Here is a 16,366-nt window from a genome sequence, read left to right on the forward strand (position 1 = left end):
TTGCACGGAGCCCGGCGTATGCCTGCCGCCCCTCATGAAACCGAATTGTGCCGCTACCACTACGACCCGCTGGATCGCCTGATCGATTGCGCGCCGTCCGCTGAGGCCGGCATCCAGCGCTTTTATTGCAACAGCCGATTGGCGACCGAGATACAGGGGGCGGTGCAGCACAGTGTGTTTCAGCATGACGACCAATTGTTGGCGCAACTTCGGCGAGAGGATTTGAAGGCCAACGCCACCCTGCTGGCAACCGATCACCAGCGCTCAGTCCTGAACGCCCTCGAGGCTACCCGCCTCCATTCCCTCGCCTACACGCCCTACGGCCATCGCCCTGCGGAAAACGGCATGCTCAGTTTGCTCGGGTTCAATGGGGAACGGCCTGATCCGGTGACGGGGCATTATTTGTTGGGAAATGGGTACCGGGCGTTCAGTCCGGCTTTGATGCGGTTTAATAGTCCGGATAGTTGGAGTCCGTTTGGGGAGGGTGGATTGAATGCGTACGCGTATGGTTTGGGGAGCCCAGCGACTTATAAGGATCCAACAGGACATTTCTCGTTAAACTTCATCAGCAAGGCATTCTTTAACTTCATTGATAACTACATGAGGGTGTATATAGGGGGAATCAGTATAAAACCAATCACAAACGCGAGGAAGGTCGCTACCAACGTAGACATTTTCGATGACATCTATAAACAAAAGCCGCGTCTTAACATAGTCGCTCATGGCGGACTCCCAATTGATGGCGACAAGCCTTTAATTCTTTGGGACAAAAAACTCATCCCCCCGATGGTTTTGCATGAACGCCTCGTTGATTACGGTGTGGATTTTGAGGCGTATGACAGTATAAGGCTACTTGCTTGCCACTCTGCCGATACTGACCATTCCTTCGCCGCGACTTTTGCTGAGTTGACAAAAAAACCTGTTAAGGCATTTTCTGGTAGAGTCTCGACTGCGCTTCTCCCCCTATCAAGAAGACAAGTGCCTGTAGGTGCGCGAGATGTCGAAGCAAATAAAATGCAAATTTTTAAAAACCTTGGGCTTTTCGGGCGAATTTTCAAACCCTACCATCCAAAGACACTTAAGCCCCAACGAGACTCAGTAAGACATTCTTGATCGGAGTGAATTTTCTATCCACCTATGCTCCAAATGCCGCCCAAACTCTGCAACAACGCACCATTAACCCCCTGCTGCTCAAGATACTCAAGAATCACCGGAGCAAACTGCCCAATCATCCCACTGTCAATACCCAGCGCACTGAAGGCCATCCCGAACATCCTCGGAACCCTGAAAAGCCGCCCCATCTGTTAATCCTTCAGACGTTTCCGATTTTCATGAAGTTTTTATTTTCTTATCGCCAAAGGTTAACAGGCACGAACCAACTAATTCCAAGTCAGCATAAACAACTGTCAGCATTGACAGTAGCCCTCACCAAGCACAGCCGCAAACATGTCGCCGGGACACATTGTGGAGACACCCAATGCGAAACTTTATAACTGACGGCGGCGCTGGAATATGCCTGCTGATCATTGGCCATGTTCATGCCGGAGAAATCACTTGTCCGGCCGCGATACAGATCCATGGCACCACTGAAACAGTAGAAATCCAGGATGACCGACAATGGCAGGGTCAGGACCTGGAACAGGAAGCCAACCCGGCGGTGCAGCATCTCAACGACGCCGAGTTCGCGCTCCATGAACCCGATGAAGATGAATTGACACCGAGGAGAGTAACCATCACCTGCAATTACGGTGAGAACAATCTCACGCTGGATTATCAGCCGACGTCTTTGCCCTCAGCGGCCAACCGTTGCGCCAACCGGGACACCAACACTTGTAGATGGGTGAACACCGATTACTTCAGCTTGAGATTCTGATAGCCCTGTGGCGGATTTTCGATGTCGCCACCCCCATCACACCCCCGCACCGCTCCCCCAAATCCCTCCCAGGTTCTGCAACAGCGAACCAGCAACCCCCTGCTGACCAAGGTACTGCAGAATAATCGGGGCAAACTGGCCGATCATCCCACTGTCCATGCCCAGCGCACTGAAGGCATTGTTCAGATCATTGGTGTCCTTGACATTACCCAGCAGCCCATCGAGCAAAGCGTTTTTGTCCGACCCGCCACCGAGCAGACCGCCCAGGCCATTGAGCCCCCCGATGGCGCTGTTACCAGCAATCTGATCCAGCCCCGGCACACTTTTGCTCAACTCGGAAAACTGCGGCTCGCTGAGCCGATTCTTCGCCAGTCCCAGCATCGCACCGGCACCACCGATGGCCTGCTCCGGCGTGATCTTGAGTTCCGATCCCAGAGTATTGAGCAGACCGGCAGCTTTCGGCGCAGCAGCCACCACGCCCTCTTCTTCGCCTGGGTTGCCCTGCATGGCCGACACCACATTGGCCGCATCACTGAGGCTGAACTGCGCGAAGGCCGGGCTGGCGGCCAGTGTCAGCAGCCAAGACAGTGCAAAACCTCGTGAAACCTTCATCCGGTACATCCTCTTAAGCATGAAAAAACCGCCCATAACGAGCGGCTTAAAACGTGCTTGGACTGGCACGAACGGGGATTGTTCCTAAACGTATTACGAGAATGGCCGATAGCCATTACAGAAAATTCTTCAGGGGCCGTAGGAAGCATCTGATTTAACGAAAACTGCGCTTTTTATATAGCAAAAAGTTACCAAACATCTCTATACAGTTCTAAATTGACATAAATAACTGCCAACATTGACAGTAGCCCGCCCCGACCAAAGCCGTGAAATTGTAGAACTGAGCCCTGGAGCCTGGCACATGAAAAAAATACTGGCTGGAGGCGCGGGCTTGCTTTTGCTGATCATCGGCCACGTCCATGCCAGTGAAATAACGTGCCCCGCCGTCACTGACATTCACAGGAACATTGAATCTCTGGAAGACGTTTACTTCGTCGATATTCGGGAAGACCACGAATGGAAGAGCGAAAGCCTCGTGGACGTGGTCGACCCGACCTCGTTGCAATTCGAAGGTGCCGAGTACGTCCTCCATGAGGACGATGGGGACGAGCAGACAGCCCCCCGTGCGACCATCACGTGCAGGTACGGGGCGATCAATCTGAAGTTGGACGATCAACAAGTCCTGGAGCCGGCCTTTTCAAGGTGGATGAGCAATCGCTGCGAAAGCGCGGAGACCCGAATGTGCAGGTTGATGAACGGCGACTACTTCAACTTGATTTATTGATCGGTCATGGTAACCGCGTCACTGTTCCAGCACCGCCGCCCAAAGCCCCTGCCCTCGCCTGCACCATTACCGTACAGTGCGGCTTCCTCCAGCAGAGTTTGCCCATGAACGTAAAAATCGGCGGCGCCACCCTCGCGGTCATTCTGACGGGCATGCTCCTTGCCTTTGGCGTCACCGAATGCCAGCGGGGTCCGCTGAATCCGGAGCTTGCCGACGACGTCAGCGACGCGCAGAAGACCTGGTTGACCATCGAGCATCGCATCAAACGCTCCGACCCGGCCCTGACCGAGGTCAGCCGCGATCAGCAGACGCTGACCGTGCTCTACCGTCCCGGCGCTTGCACGGACAATTGCGAGCCCTGGGTCCCGCACATGCTGCGCGTGGTCGGCCACGGCCTGGCGGCGCTCAATGGCGCGCCGGGGGGCAAGCAATACACGCAAGTGACGGTCAAGGCGCGACTGCTGGCCGACGATGACGTGGAACTGGTCTACGACATGCAGGGCTTCGACGCCATCAAGACGCAACAAGGTGGCTACGTCTCCTTCGCCAGCGTGCCCCATAGTCTGGACTTCAGCGCCGATGCCCTGACCCAGGCGCAAGACTATTGCCAAGGCCCCAGCGCCCGGGGTTTCTACCCTGAATTCTGCGACCGGGTCAGGACCGCAACGGCACATCAATAACCGGTGGCGAGGGAGCTTGCTCCCGCTCGAGTGCGAGCGCTCGCCGCTGGTATCTGAAAAGCAGGGGCTGCTGTTTCTTTGTGGCGAGGGGATTTATCCCCGCTGGGCTGAGCAGCAGCCCTAAAGCAGCGAACTCAATCCTCCTGACACACCGGGTTGTCTGGTTTGGGGGCCGCTTCGCAGCCCAGCGGGAGCAAGCTCCCTCGCCACAATGGACGCGGTGTTCCCGCCTGAATACTCACGACCAAAAATCCCACAACTACTTGGGAAATCCCCCGCAACAGCGAGCCTTGCCCAGCCCAATAGGCGATGCCTATAGTTCTTCCCGTCGTCCACATGGCGACTCGGGTTTGGCGACTCGATACACTATGGTCAGAAGCTCTGCTTTTTGGCACGGGCTTTTGCACTCGCAGAATTGCTCAATGGCAGTTGTGCGCGGGAGGCCTTCGGGTCTGCCGGCTTCCATGGTGTCCGGTTCGCCAACCTGCGTACAGCTGCCACCCATTCGTTTGGCGACGAGTGAGTGGCGGCATCATCGAACCCATGGAGATCTACCCAATGGACCGATACATCCCCATCACCGGCGTCGACTGCACCCCCGCCACCCTGCTCATCGACACCCAAGCCCCCCTCGACGTCCTCTACGAAACCGCCGCCTACCGCATCCGTGCCGCCACCCAACTACTGGAAAACATCGCCTTCCGCGAGGAGATCAGTTCCGACGCCGTCGTCCTCCACGACTTCGCCCTGCTCCTGGCGATTCCCTTGCGCGATGGCTGCGATGTACTGGACGTGATCGGCCGACGATTGCAAGCGCAGGCCATGGCATGACCGCCTCATGACAGTCATCTGAATATCACCTGCCACCGGTTATTTCCTCTCGGTATTGCCTACTGTCAACTCTGACAGTAGGCAGCTGTCCGGCCCGACTTTAAGCTCGAACCGTGTCAACGAAAACAAGGCCATGGACAATCGGCCTTATACATTCGGGCAAGCAGAGACAACAAAAATGAGCGACCGAATCATAGGAACCGTTAAATGGTTTAACGATGCAAAAGGCTATGGCTTTATTACTTGTGGTAAAGGTGGCGAAGAATTGTTCGTGCACTATTCCGCGATATCCGGCGAGGGTTATAAAACGCTGAAAGAAAGGCAAACCGTTTCCTTTGAAATCGAGAGCGGCGCGAAAGGCATGCAGGCTACGAGAGTGACACCGGAATAGCGGCCCAACTTAGTTGACAAGTATTCATTCACGAATCTCCGATAGCATCGCGTGCGCTCGGAAGACGCAAGGGTAAACTCATGACTTCGCAGGCGCACAAAAATAACGAAAACCTGATCGTCAACGGTACTTTCGATAATGGCCTTGAAGGCTGGAACGCCAGGCAAGTGACCTGGGCAGGTGGTCGTGCGCGGTTCGCGCCTAATGGCAACCTGTCACAGACCGTGAGTTTGAATGCACCAGGAACGGTCAAATTACGCTTCAACGTCTCTTCTTATTACGGCATCGGCGGGGTCAGGCTATCGGTCGGAGGTGGTTATTGCAGCATCAATCGGGCGGGACAATACGAAGTTGATTTTACCGCTGACAAAGGCGGGTCTGTCGATCTGATCTTCACGTCGCAAGGCGCTTATGATGTCGATGATGTTGAGTTCTACTTTGAAGAGGCCGAGTGCCAACCCGTGCAACTGCTGCAAAATGGTGGCTTCGATAATGGACTTGAGGGGTGGGATTACACCGGAGAGATAGTGATTGTTGAGGGTCAAGCACATTTCAGTGAGCCTGCAAGGCTCGTCCAACAGGTGGCAGTAAAACCCGGCACGCCGATTGTCGTTAGATACTCTTGCAAAACAAGCAGACGTTGCAGCGTATCGTGCGGCATACTGGAATATGGCCCTATATGGTATAGCGTAAATCCTGAATGGATCACAAAAGCTTATACCTTTGTTGCTCCGGAAGGCGTCTCTCCGACGCTCGTGCATCTCGAAATTTGGCTGCATCGCTCGTATCAGTCCGAACCAACTTTTCTCTATCTGGACGACGTAGAGCTTTGGGCCTGCCCAGCGGATGCGGACGCTATGAAAAAAATCCGGCACGACCTATGGTCGATTGAATAAGCAATCGCCGATCGATCTCAGTGACTCCCATATCGGCGAGGCTAAACAGTATACTTTGTCATTATCGCTACGACCCGCTGGATCGCCTGGCCTATAGCACACCATCGGCCCAAGCTCGCATCCAACGATTCTATCTTAAAGAGCGGCTAACCAGCGAAATCCAAGGCTCGGTACAACGCTCGATTTTCCAGCAAGACGATCAACTCCTGGCACAGCAGCGGCGTCAGTCTGGTGCCATCGAAGCCACTTTGCTCGCCACCAATCTACAACGCACGGTGCTGCACGCGCTCAGTGCCACGCAGTCTCATGCCCTCGTCTACACACCCTACGGACATCGCTCCCCGGAAAACGGTCTACTCAGTCTGCTCGGCTTCAATGGCGAGCGACCGGATCCGGTAACCGGGCATTATTTTTTGGGGAATGGTTATCGGACGTTCAATCCGGTATTGATGCGGTTTAACAGTCCGGACAGTTTGAGTCCGTTTGGGGCAGGTGGATTGAATTCATATGCCTATTGCGTTGACGACCCGATAAATCGGAGTGATCCAACGGGGCATACTTGGGGACCGTTAAAAGTTGTCTTGAGAGGAGCTGGGCTCATGAGGCCATCAGCTCCGGTAACTCAGCCCGTTGCCTCTCGAAACCCACCGGCTACAACCGAAACTACTCCGTCACAGAACTCCAATAATAAAACCCCAGCATGGACAACTAGAGACACTATCTGGAGCAATGCCCCGACCCCGTATCCTCGGCCAGGTCACGCTGAGCAACCCACTCGTGGCTTGCACGCCCGGATGTTTTCATTGTTTATAGCAGATATTAGAAGCTTATTCAGGACGGAATTAACACATAGAGCGCCTGTTGAAATAATCAACACTGATGCCGGGGTGAACGACTTTGCAAGTCGACATGCTATTCCTCGGGCCAGTGTCGGAGAGTCGGGTCCGCCCAGATACATAGATTTGTTTCCACCACCTTACTCAGACGATATGAATCGCAATAGACTTATCAGACAAAACTAAAAGCCTGCATGAACTACGGAAAAGGAAGGACAATATGCTGAACAATCAAAAACTTCTTTGGCACGCCCGCATCGAACTCGCCATAACCCTTCGGCGCATCATCCAGGCTGATCACCTGCACACCGACGATTTCGGCGATGTTGGTACGGTCCCACATGATCGCCTGCATCAGTTGGCGGTTGTACTTCATCACCGGGTCTGGCCGGTGTGAAAGCTGTGGGACTTGGCCCAGCCCAGACCGAAGCGGATGCTCAAGCTGCCCCAACGATTTGCTCGTGCAGCGCCCAGCAAGTGTGCAGAAACGACAGTCACCAGGCCCACCGGGGCGGCAGTAGTGTCTTCTGACAAGTCTGGGATATGCACGACCAAGCCTAACAGTTCTGCTAGCTAGACAATTTCAGGCATTTGCCTGAGGCTGAAATATCCGTGCTCGGTCTTTTATTTCAAGCAGAGAAGCCCATGCCTTCCACACACGAAACTGTACTCTGCCACTATCGATACGACCCATTAGACCGCTTGGTCGATTGCACACCAACGGCGCAAGCCGGCACCCAACGCTTTTACTTGAAAGATCGATTGACCTGTGAAATTCAGGGCACGGAGCAATGGTCGATTCTCCAGCACGATGACCAACTGCTGGCGCTGCACCAACGTCAGAACGGGGCCCTCGAAACTACTTTGCTTGCCACCGATCAACAACGCTCGGTATTGCACGCGCTCGATGCAACGGGCCCTCATTGCCTCGCGTACACACCTTACGGCCACCGTGCCACAGAAAGCGGTCTACTCAGCATGCTCGGTTTCAACGGCGAACGGCCGGACCCGGTGACTGGACACTATCTGTTGGGTAACGGATACAGGGCATTCAACCCATTGTTGATGCGGTTCAACAGCCCGGACAAGTTGAGCCCGTTTGGCCAGGGCGGGTTTAATGCCTACGGCTATTGCGTTGGAGATCCGATAAATCGAGTAGACACTACCGGGCAATTTAGCCTGTCACTTTTTCAGCTCTTCGAATTTTTCGAAGCGCTCGCGACACATACGGAGAATATCGTAGGGGCTTTATTTCGAGCGCGCCCGGTGTGATTCCAAGGATATGCTGAACTGATTACCAATGCGGGATATACCAGCGTAGTGACAGGTACGACGTTGCAGGTGGCAGGTTACACAGCAGGAGTAGCCCTGCAGAATGGCGGTGGCGCACTGCTGAGTCTAGGGGCTGGTATGAAGGCAACACACGGAGCATTCACGACATTAAGGAAGAGTCCCGCCGTTAGAGCTCTGGTACAAAGGGTGATCGGTAACAAGCCCGTTACAAAACGAGCCGACGAACTTAAGGCTGTGATAGTTGATCGAAACACCCTTAACAAAGACAGAGTAATTATTCCTTCCCCTTTTTCATCAAAAAAAGAAAATACACAAAAATTCAATATACGAAGCTAAAAAAGGCGACCGAAGTCGCCCTTTCCCGTGCAGGCCGTTCTTACGCCGCACTAAACAACTTATGCGGATCAATCACAAACTTCTTCGGCACGCCCGCATCGAACTCGCCATACCCCTTCGGCGCGTCATCCAGGCTGATCACCTGCACACCCACGATTTCAGCGATGTTGATACGGTCCCACATGATCGCCTGCATCAGTTGGCGGTTGTACTTCATCACCGGGGTCTGGCCGGTGTGGAAGCTGTGGGATTTAGCCCAGCCAAGGCCGAAGCGGATGCTCAGGCTGCCCATTTTTGCTGCAGCATCGACGGCGCCCGGGTCTTCGGTAACGTAGAGGCCGGGGATGCCGATTTTACCGGCCACGCGGACCACGCCCATCAACGAGTTGAGCACGGTGGCCGGGGCCTCGTGCTTGACGCCGTCATGGCCATGGCCACGAGCTTCGAAGCCTACCGCATCGACAGCACAGTCGACTTCAGGCTCGCCCAGCAGCGCAGCGATCTGTTCGTGCAACGGTGTATCGGTGGACAGGTCGGCAATTTCGAAACCCTGGGCCTTGGCGTGAGCCAGGCGGACCGGGTTGACGTCGCCGATGATCACCACCGCCGCGCCCAACAGGCGAGCGGAAGCGGCAGCCGCCAGACCGACCGGACCGGCACCCGCGATGTAGACGGTGCTGCCAGGGCCAACACCAGCAGTGACGGCGCCGTGGTAGCCGGTCGGCAGGATGTCGGACAGGCAGGTCAGGTCACGGATTTTCTCCATGGCCTTGTCGCGGTCCGGCAGTTTCAGCAGGTTGAAGTCAGCGTACGGCACCAGCACGTATTCGGCTTGGCCGCCGGTCCAGTCGCCCATGTCCACGTAACCGTAGGCACCGCCGGCACGGGCCGGGTTGACGGTCAGGCAGACGCCGGTGTGTTGCTCTTTGCAGGAACGGCAGCGCCCGCAAGCCACGTTGAACGGCACCGACACCAGGTCACCGATTTTCAGATTCTCGACATCACTGCCCTTTTCGATCACTTCACCGGTGATTTCGTGACCCAGGACCAGACCGGTCTGAGCCGTGGTACGGCCGCGCACCATGTGCTGGTCGGAGCCGCAGATGTTGGTGGAGACCACGCGCAGGATGACACCGTGCTCAATCTTCCTGCCGCGCGGGTCCTGCATTTTTGGATAGTCGATTTTCTGTACTTCGACCTTACCGTTGCCGAGATACACGACACCACGATTACCAGACATGCTTTCACCTCGCTGTTGTTTTTGTGGAACTGCGTTGCCCAGGCAGGCAGCGCGTTGATTGCTCGGGTAGTGCTTGTGTCTTGTTTCTTTACTGTTTGGGAGGGCCTCATCGCGAGCAAGCTCGCTCCCACATTGTATTTTTGGTGGAACTGGGATCTGCATACCGACACAAATCCTGTGGGAGCGGGCTTGCTCGCGAATGGCTGCGAAGCGGCCCTAAAATCTAAAGAACGACAGTACGATTGGCGTTCAAGAACACCCTTCTTTCGATGTGATATCCCACGGCCCGGGCCAGGGTCAGTCCTTCGATGTCCCGTCCCTTGGCAATCAAATCCTCGGGATAGTGGCTGTGGTCCACCACTTCCACGCCCTGGGCGATGATCGGGCCTTCGTCCAGGTCGTTGTTGATGTAATGCGCCGTCGCGCCCACCAGTTTCACGCCCTTGTTGTAAGCCTGGTGATACGGCTTGGCGCCCTTGAAACCCGGCAGCAGCGAGTGATGGATGTTGATCGCCTTGCCATCGAGCTTGCGGCACAACTCCGGCGACAGCACCTGCATGTAGCGGGCAAGGATCACCAGCTCGACGCCGGTGTCTTCGATCACCTGCCACACCTGCCGCTCCTGGGCCGGCTTGTCGTTCGGGTCCAGGGGGAAATGGTAGTAGGGAATCTGGTGCCAGTCGGCCAGCGGCTTGAGGTCGGGGTGGTTGGACACCACGGCCACCACGTCCATGGACAACTGGCCGATGCGCTGGCGGTAGAGCAAATCGTTGAGGCAGTGATCGGCCTTGGAGACCATGATCACCACTTTGGGCCGGTAGTTGGGCGGCGTCAGTTCGAAGACCATGCCGAAGGCTTGCGCACGCTCGGCCAGGCCGGCGCGAAAGTCCTGCTCGTCAAAACCGTCGGGCTGGCGAAACTCCACGCGAATGAAGAAACGCGCCGAGAGCCGGTCGTCGAAGGAATGGTGTTCGGTGACATAGCAGCCCTGCTCGAACAGAAAGCGGGTCACCGCATCCACCGTGCCGAGCACGCTGGGGCAGTCGGCAGTCAAGATCCATGTATCCGGGGCGCGGCTCATTGCGGTGACTCCTGTTCAAAATTTACTGGGCGACAAAGAACCCTGTGGCGAGGGAGCTTGCTCCCGCTCGACTGCGCAGCAGTCGCCTGATATTGGGGGCTGCTTCGCAACCCAGCGGGAGCAAGCTCCCTCGCCACAAAAGCATTCCAAGGCCATCAATCAGGCCTGCACGCTCAACCCATACTCAGCCGCAGCATCCTGCAACCACAGCCACCAGTAATCGGAGAAGCTGCGGCGGATCACCAGCTCCCAGGTGTCTTCGCCCGTGTGGCGGATCACCAGTTGCGACTTGGCGAACACCGTACCCACGGCCTTGCCCACTGGGAAGTTGCTTGGGTGAACATCGTAGCTGGTGGATTTCATCAGCACGTCGCGCACGTTCGGGCCGGACAGTTCGAGGATCTGCTGGCCGCCGCTGACATTGACGATCTGGATGTGCAGGTCACCCAGGGCTTCGCGCAGGTTTTTCTCGGCGGCGAACTCTTCACCGCTTGGCACCACCAGCAGCCACTCATCCGGGCCGAGCCATTGCAGGCTGGTTTCACCCTTGACGATGACGGCCAGGGCGCCTGGCAATTCCAGGCCAAGGGCCTTGTGCACGCCTGCGGCGAACGCCGGGTCGTGGCCATCGCCACGGAGGGTCAGGTGGCCCAGGAGTTTTTTCTCGCGCACGGTCACACCGGCGTTCTTGCGACCCTTGCCCACCAGGCTGGCGAGGTCGGCATGGTGCAGCGACGACTCGGCCTTGGCCCCGGTGGTTGGGCGTTGTTGGTACACGTTGACTGCGGTCATATGGAGCACCTGTCTGAATGCTGTTGAGTCAAACCCTTGTGGTGGCTGTCAGGCCGTCATCGCGAGCAAGCTCGCTCCCACAAGGGCTACGCGATCAACTGTGGGAGCGAGCTTGCTCGCGATGATGCCGACGCGGCATCGCCGGTCTCCCACAGGACCTCAAGCCACTAGATATTCTGCCGATCCCCCTTCGGATCGAAGAACACCGAAGAAACGATCTCTGCCTCGATCACGCTGCCATCGGCCAATGGCGCGAACACTCGCTCGCCCATCCGCTTGAGGCCGCCCTTGACCACACCCATGGCAAATGAATAACCCAGGGAGTTGTGGGCGTAGCTGGAGGTCACGTGACCCACCATGGTCATCGGGATCGCCTGCTTGGTGTTGAACACCAGTTGCGCGCCTTCCGGCAGCCAGACATTCGGGTCGATCGGCTTGAGCCCCACCAGTTGCTTGCGGTCTTCACGCACGCAATCTTCGCGATTCATGCCACGCCAGCCGATCCACGAGAACGGTTTGGTCCGGCCTACGCACCAGCCCATGTTCAGGTCGTCCGGGGTCATCGAGCTGTCAGTGTCCTGACCGACGATGATGAAGCCCTTCTCGGCCCGCAATACGTGCATGGTCTCGGTGCCATACGGGGTCAGGTTGTATTTCTTCCCGGCCTCGACGATCTGCTCGAGCACGCCCATGGCGTAGTCGGCCTGTACGTTGATTTCGTACGACAGTTCACCGGTGAACGAAATCCGGAACACCCGTGCCGGCACGCCGCCCACCAGGCCCTCCTTCCAGGTCATGAACGGGAATGCGTCCTTGTCCAGGTCGATGTCGGTGACTTCGCTCAGTAGCTTGCGGCTGTTGGGGCCCGACAGGGTCATGGTCGCCCAGTGGTCGGTGACCGAGGTGAAGTACACCTTCAGGTCCGGCCATTCGGTCTGGTGATAGATCTCCAGCCATTGCAGTACGCGCGCCGCGCCGCCCGTGGTGGTGGTCATCAGGAAGTGGTTGTCCGCCAGACAGGCCGTTACGCCGTCGTCGAAGACCATGCCGTCTTCCTTGCACATCAGGCCGTAGCGGGCCTTGCCCACGTCGAGCTTGGTCCAGGCGTTGGTGTAGACGCGGTTGAGGAACTCGCGGGCATCCGGGCCCTGGATGTCGATCTTGCCCAGGGTCGAGGCGTCGAGCAGGCCGACGCTGTCACGCACTGCCTTGCATTCGCGCTTGACCGCGGCATGCATGTCTTCGCCGTTCTTCGGGAAGTACCAAGGGCGCTTCCACTGGCCGACGTCTTCGAACTCGGCACCGTTTTTCACATGCCAGGCATGCAGCGCGGTGAAACGCACCGGCTCGAAGATGTGCCCACAGTGCCGGCCAGCCACCGCGCCGAAAGTCACCGGCGTGTAGTTCGGACGGAACATGGTGGTGCCCATCTGCGGGATGCTCACGTTCAGCGAACGGGCCGCGATGGCCAGGCCGTTGACGTTGCCCAGTTTGCCCTGGTCAGTACCGAAGCCCAGTGCGGTGTAGCGCTTGACGTGTTCCACCGACTCGAAGCCTTCGCGGGTGGCGAGTTCGATGGCGGCGGCAGTGACGTCGTTCTGCAGGTCGACGAATTGCTTCGGCGCCCGTGCGGTGGATTTTTCATGAGGCACCTGGAACAGCGCCAGGGTCGGCTCTTCATGACGGCTCAGGGCTTTGGGCAATACGCCCTCCACCGCTTTGAAGCCGGCTTCGCTGGCCGCGCGCACGCCGCCTTCAAAACCATCGGCCAAGCTGTCGCCGAGGCTGTAGACACCGTTCACACCGCCGACGCATACACGTTTTTGCGGTGCCTCGCCCGGTACGAAACCGAGGATGTCTTCACGCCAGATCGGCTTGCCGCCCAGGTGCGAAGCCAGGTGAACCACCGGGCTGTAGCCGCCGGAGCTGGCCACCAGGTCGCAGTCCAGCCATTCGCCAGGGCTGGTGACTTTATGGGCGCGGACGTCGATCGCGGCAACACGTGCCCCGGTGACGCGCTTGCTGCCACGGGCCTCGACCACAGCGCTGCCGGTGAGGATACGGATGCCCTTGGCGCGAGCTTCTTCCACCAGCGCGCCACGTGGGTTGCTGCGCGCATCGGCCACGGCCACCACTTGCAGACCGGCGTCGAACCAGTCCAGGGCGACGCGATAGGCGTGGTCGTTGTTGGTGCTCAACACCAGCTTCTTGCCCGGTGCCACGCCGTAGCGACGCACGTAGGTCGACACCGCACCGGCCAGCATGTTGCCCGGCACGTCGTTGTTGCCGTAGACCAGCGGGCGCTCGCAGGCGCCGGTCGCCAGCACCACGCGCTTGGCGCGAACGCGGTTGATGCGCTGGCGGACCTGGCCGATCGGTGCGCGGTCACCGAGGTGATCGGTGAGGCGCTCGTGAATGGTCAGGAAGTTATGGTCGTGGTAACCGTTCACCGTGGCACGAGGCAGCAGCACCACGTCGGGCATCGACTTGAGTTCAGCGACAACAGAGGCTACCCATTCGGTCGCCGGCTTGCCGTCCAGGCTCTCGCGGGAGTCGAGCAGGCTGCCGCCGAACTCTTCCTGCTCATCGGCCAGGATGACGCGCGCACCGCTGCGGGCCGCAGCCAATGCGGCGGCCAAACCAGCAGGGCCAGCACCGACGATCAACACGTCGCAGTGCCGGTTCATGTAGTCGTAGGTGTCCGGATCGTTCTCGGTCGGCGAGCGGCCCAGGCCAGCGGCCTTGCGGATGTACTTCTCGTAAGTCATCCAGAACGATTGCGGGTACATAAAGGTTTTGTAGTAGAAACCCGGCGGCATCAGCTTGCCGCCGACCTTGCCGAGAATGCCCATCATGTCGTTGTTCACGTTCGGCCAGCCGTTGGTGCTGGTGGCGACCAAACCTTGGTACAGCGCCTGTTGCGTGGCGCGCACGTTCGGGATCTGCGTGGCTTCGGTGGCACCGATCTGCAGCACGGCGTTCGGCTCTTCGGCGCCGGCGGCGAAGATGCCGCGTGGCCGGGAATACTTGAAGCTGCGACCGATGATGTCGACACCGTTGGCCAGCAGCGCAGCGGCCAGGGAGTCGCCCTCGAAGCCTTTGTAGGTCTGGCCGTTGAAGGTGAAGCTCAGCACTTTGTTGCGGTCGATCCGTCCGCCGTTGGACAGGCGATTGATCTGGCTCATACCTTCTCTCCCAGAGCCTGTGCAGCCGCTTTCGGACTGTCAGCCTTGTCGGTGAACTGCGGCTTTTGGCCGATCTTGTAGGTTTCGAGAATTTCGTAGGTCACGGTGTCACGGGTCACGTTGAAGTACTGGCGGCAACCGGCGACGTGGTCCCACAGTTCATGGTGCAACCCGCGTGGGTTGTCACGGAAGAACATGTAGTCGCCCCACTCCTCGTCGGTGCAGGCGTTCGGATCCAGCGGACGCGGGATATGCGCCTGGCCGGATGCGTGGAATTCCTCTTCGGAGCGCAGTTCGCCGCAGTGAGGACAGAAGATGTGCAACATAGGGATTTCTCCTGTTAGTGGGCGACGGCAGCAGCGCCGTGTTCGTCGATCAGTGCGCCGTTGTGGAAACGGTCGATGGAAAACGGCGCGGCCAGCGGGTGCATTTCACCCTTGGCCAGGCTTGCAGCGAAGACGTTGCCCGAGCCCGGGGTGGCCTTGAAGCCGCCGGTACCCCAACCGCAGTTGAAGAACATGTTCGGAACCGGGGTCTTGGAGATGATCGGGCAGGCATCTGGCGTGGTGTCGACGATACCGCCCCATTGGCGGTTCATGCGTACGCGGGACAACACCGGGAACATCTCGACGATGGCCTGGACCGTGTGCTCGATCACCGGGTACGAGCCACGCTGGCCGTAGCCGTTGTAGCCATCGATACCGGCACCGATCACCAGGTCGCCCTTGTCGGACTGGCTGATGTAGCCGTGCACGGCGTTGGACATGATCACGCTGTCGATGATCGGCTTGATCGGCTCGGACACCAACGCTTGCAGCGGGTGGGATTCGATCGGCAGGCGGAAGCCCGCGAGCTTGGCCATGTGCCCGGAGTTACCGGCGGTCACCACGCCGACGCGCTTGGCGCCGATGAAGCCCTTGTTGGTTTCCACGCCGATGCACACGCCGTTTTCCTTGCGGAAACCGATCACTTCGGTCTGCTGGATCAGGTCCACGCCCAACGCGTCCGCCGCCCGGGCAAAGCCCCAGGCCACGGCATCGTGACGGGCCACGCCGCCGCGACGCTGGACGGTGGCGCCCATTACCGGGTAGCGGGTGTTTTTCGAGCAATCCAGGTACGGGATCTCGTCGGCCACTTGCTTGGCGTTGAGCAGCTCGCCATCCACGCCGTTGAGGCGGTTGGCGCTGACACGACGCTCGGAATCACGGATGTCCTGCAGGGTGTGGCACAGGTTGTAGACGCCACGCTGGGAGAACATCACGTTGTAGTTCAGGTCCTGGGACAGGCCTTCCCAGAGTTTCATCGCGTGTTCGTACAGGTGGGCCGATTCGTCCCACAAGTAGTTGGAGCGCACGATGGTGGTGTTGCGCGCGGTGTTACCGCCGCCCAGCCAGCCCTTCTCGACCACCGCCACGTTGGTGATGCCGTGTTCCTTGGCCAGGTAGTAGGCGGTCGCCAGACCATGCCCGCCACCGCCGACGATGACCACGTCGTAGACCTTTTTCGGGGTCGGCGTGCGCCACATCCGCTGCCAGTTTTCGTGATGGCTGAGTGAGTGTTTGAAGAGGCCGAAGCCCGAATAGCGTTGCATAGTCA

At 58.1% G+C, this 16,366-nt stretch carries 16 protein-coding genes and 2 pseudogenes; 9 read left to right on the top strand and 9 right to left on the bottom strand.

The window, feature by feature from the left end; all coding sequences use genetic code 11:
* Positions 1-18 precede the first annotated feature (18 nt).
* Entirely contained in the window at positions 19-1,113 is a 1,095-nt protein-coding gene (locus AB7M32_RS02210) for an RHS repeat-associated core domain-containing protein (RefSeq protein ID WP_454248964.1), read from the top strand.
* 14 nt (positions 1,114-1,127) lie between these two features.
* On the opposite strand, the pseudogene AB7M32_RS02215 reads toward AB7M32_RS02210, so the two are convergent.
* A pseudogene (locus tag AB7M32_RS02215) lies at positions 1,128-1,262 on the bottom strand (DUF2780 domain-containing protein); the annotation flags it as partial.
* Positions 1,263-1,477: 215 nt separating this feature from the next.
* On the opposite strand from AB7M32_RS02215, the gene AB7M32_RS02220 reads away from it, so the two are divergent.
* Positions 1,478-1,873, top strand: a complete 396-nt coding sequence (locus tag AB7M32_RS02220) for a DUF3757 domain-containing protein (RefSeq protein ID WP_454248965.1) — start codon at positions 1,478-1,480, stop codon at positions 1,871-1,873.
* Positions 1,874-1,909: 36 nt separating this feature from the next.
* Here AB7M32_RS02220 and AB7M32_RS02225 read toward each other — a convergent pair whose 3' ends face one another.
* On the bottom strand, positions 1,910-2,485 hold the full coding sequence (locus AB7M32_RS02225) for a DUF2780 domain-containing protein (protein WP_454252087.1): 576 nt from the start codon (positions 2,483-2,485) through the stop codon (positions 1,910-1,912).
* Between the two features lie 301 nt (positions 2,486-2,786).
* Here AB7M32_RS02225 and AB7M32_RS02230 point away from each other — a divergent pair, with 301 nt between their 5' ends.
* The 6 genes from AB7M32_RS02230 to AB7M32_RS02255 all read left to right on the top strand — a co-directional run bounded on the left by AB7M32_RS02230 (position 2,787) and on the right by AB7M32_RS02255 (position 7,029).
* Entirely contained in the window at positions 2,787-3,209 is a 423-nt protein-coding gene (locus AB7M32_RS02230) for a DUF3757 domain-containing protein (protein WP_454248966.1), read from the top strand.
* 104 nt (positions 3,210-3,313) lie between these two features.
* On the top strand, positions 3,314-3,889 hold the full coding sequence (locus AB7M32_RS02235; RefSeq protein WP_454248967.1) for a hypothetical protein: 576 nt from the start codon (positions 3,314-3,316) through the stop codon (positions 3,887-3,889).
* A 558-nt stretch (positions 3,890-4,447) separates the two neighbouring features.
* The gene (locus AB7M32_RS02240; protein WP_454248968.1) at positions 4,448-4,720 is read left to right on the top strand and encodes a hypothetical protein; all 273 of its coding nucleotides are present in this window, start codon (positions 4,448-4,450) and stop codon (positions 4,718-4,720) included.
* A gap of 178 nt (positions 4,721-4,898) precedes the next feature.
* Entirely contained in the window at positions 4,899-5,111 is a 213-nt protein-coding gene (locus AB7M32_RS02245; RefSeq protein WP_454252088.1) for a cold-shock protein, read from the top strand.
* An 80-nt stretch (positions 5,112-5,191) separates the two neighbouring features.
* Positions 5,192-6,007: a hypothetical protein gene (locus AB7M32_RS02250; RefSeq protein WP_454248969.1), complete on the top strand. Its 816-nt coding sequence runs from the start codon at positions 5,192-5,194 to the stop codon at positions 6,005-6,007.
* Between the two features lie 275 nt (positions 6,008-6,282).
* The gene (locus AB7M32_RS02255; RefSeq protein ID WP_454252089.1) at positions 6,283-7,029 is read left to right on the top strand and encodes an RHS repeat-associated core domain-containing protein; all 747 of its coding nucleotides are present in this window, start codon (positions 6,283-6,285) and stop codon (positions 7,027-7,029) included.
* 13 nt (positions 7,030-7,042) lie between these two features.
* Here AB7M32_RS02255 and AB7M32_RS02260 read toward each other — a convergent pair.
* Positions 7,043-7,302 (bottom strand): annotated as a pseudogene (locus tag AB7M32_RS02260) (formaldehyde dehydrogenase, glutathione-independent); the annotation flags it as partial.
* 186 nt (positions 7,303-7,488) lie between these two features.
* Between AB7M32_RS02260 and AB7M32_RS02265 the strand changes: the two are divergent.
* The gene (locus AB7M32_RS02265) at positions 7,489-8,115 is read left to right on the top strand and encodes an RHS repeat-associated core domain-containing protein (protein ID WP_454248970.1); all 627 of its coding nucleotides are present in this window, start codon (positions 7,489-7,491) and stop codon (positions 8,113-8,115) included.
* A 397-nt stretch (positions 8,116-8,512) separates the two neighbouring features.
* Here the strand turns inward: AB7M32_RS02265 and fdhA are convergent, their stop codons facing one another.
* The 6 genes from fdhA to AB7M32_RS02295 all read right to left on the bottom strand — a co-directional run bounded on the left by fdhA (position 8,513) and on the right by AB7M32_RS02295 (position 16,361).
* A complete protein-coding gene (fdhA, locus tag AB7M32_RS02270) occupies positions 8,513-9,712 on the bottom strand; it encodes a formaldehyde dehydrogenase, glutathione-independent (protein ID WP_122566627.1) in 1,200 nt (399 codons plus the stop codon).
* A gap of 223 nt (positions 9,713-9,935) precedes the next feature.
* The gene (gene purU / locus AB7M32_RS02275) at positions 9,936-10,793 is read right to left on the bottom strand and encodes a formyltetrahydrofolate deformylase (RefSeq protein ID WP_454248971.1); all 858 of its coding nucleotides are present in this window, start codon (positions 10,791-10,793) and stop codon (positions 9,936-9,938) included.
* Positions 10,794-10,952: 159 nt separating this feature from the next.
* Complete coding sequence (locus tag AB7M32_RS02280) at positions 10,953-11,585, bottom strand: sarcosine oxidase subunit gamma (protein WP_454248972.1); 633 nt, start codon at positions 11,583-11,585, stop codon at positions 10,953-10,955.
* Between the two features lie 167 nt (positions 11,586-11,752).
* Entirely contained in the window at positions 11,753-14,770 is a 3,018-nt protein-coding gene (locus tag AB7M32_RS02285; RefSeq protein ID WP_060740299.1) for a sarcosine oxidase subunit alpha, read from the bottom strand.
* Positions 14,767-15,096: a sarcosine oxidase subunit delta gene (locus tag AB7M32_RS02290; protein ID WP_014340581.1), complete on the bottom strand. Its 330-nt coding sequence runs from the start codon at positions 15,094-15,096 to the stop codon at positions 14,767-14,769. The genes AB7M32_RS02285 and AB7M32_RS02290 overlap by 4 nt, the downstream gene beginning before the upstream one ends.
* 14 nt (positions 15,097-15,110) lie before the next feature.
* The gene (locus AB7M32_RS02295) at positions 15,111-16,361 is read right to left on the bottom strand and encodes a sarcosine oxidase subunit beta (RefSeq protein WP_003177603.1); all 1,251 of its coding nucleotides are present in this window, start codon (positions 16,359-16,361) and stop codon (positions 15,111-15,113) included.
* Between the last annotated feature and the right edge of the window lie 5 nt (positions 16,362-16,366).

The sequence above is a fragment of the Pseudomonas sp. R151218B TE3479 genome, from assembly GCF_053629195.1.

Bases quoted from the DNA above. Each gene is read 5' to 3' on its own strand.
- AB7M32_RS02210 (WP_454248964.1), top strand. From the start codon at position 19: ATGCCTGCCGCCCCTCATGAAACCGAATTGTGCCGCTACCACTACGAC.
- AB7M32_RS02220 (WP_454248965.1), top strand. From the start codon at position 1,478: ATGCGAAACTTTATAACTGACGGCGGCGCTGGAATATGCCTGCTGATC.
- AB7M32_RS02225 (WP_454252087.1), bottom strand. From the start codon at position 2,485: ATGAAGGTTTCACGAGGTTTTGCACTGTCTTGGCTGCTGACACTGGCC.
- AB7M32_RS02230 (WP_454248966.1), top strand. From the start codon at position 2,787: ATGAAAAAAATACTGGCTGGAGGCGCGGGCTTGCTTTTGCTGATCATC.
- AB7M32_RS02235 (WP_454248967.1), top strand. From the start codon at position 3,314: ATGAACGTAAAAATCGGCGGCGCCACCCTCGCGGTCATTCTGACGGGC.
- AB7M32_RS02240 (WP_454248968.1), top strand. From the start codon at position 4,448: ATGGACCGATACATCCCCATCACCGGCGTCGACTGCACCCCCGCCACC.
- AB7M32_RS02245 (WP_454252088.1), top strand. From the start codon at position 4,899: ATGAGCGACCGAATCATAGGAACCGTTAAATGGTTTAACGATGCAAAA.
- AB7M32_RS02250 (WP_454248969.1), top strand. From the start codon at position 5,192: ATGACTTCGCAGGCGCACAAAAATAACGAAAACCTGATCGTCAACGGT.
- AB7M32_RS02265 (WP_454248970.1), top strand. From the start codon at position 7,489: ATGCCTTCCACACACGAAACTGTACTCTGCCACTATCGATACGACCCA.
- fdhA (WP_122566627.1), bottom strand. From the start codon at position 9,712: ATGTCTGGTAATCGTGGTGTCGTGTATCTCGGCAACGGTAAGGTCGAA.
- purU (WP_454248971.1), bottom strand. From the start codon at position 10,793: ATGAGCCGCGCCCCGGATACATGGATCTTGACTGCCGACTGCCCCAGC.
- AB7M32_RS02280 (WP_454248972.1), bottom strand. From the start codon at position 11,585: ATGACCGCAGTCAACGTGTACCAACAACGCCCAACCACCGGGGCCAAG.
- AB7M32_RS02285 (WP_060740299.1), bottom strand. From the start codon at position 14,770: ATGAGCCAGATCAATCGCCTGTCCAACGGCGGACGGATCGACCGCAAC.
- AB7M32_RS02290 (WP_014340581.1), bottom strand. From the start codon at position 15,096: ATGTTGCACATCTTCTGTCCTCACTGCGGCGAACTGCGCTCCGAAGAG.
- AB7M32_RS02295 (WP_003177603.1), bottom strand. From the start codon at position 16,361: ATGCAACGCTATTCGGGCTTCGGCCTCTTCAAACACTCACTCAGCCAT.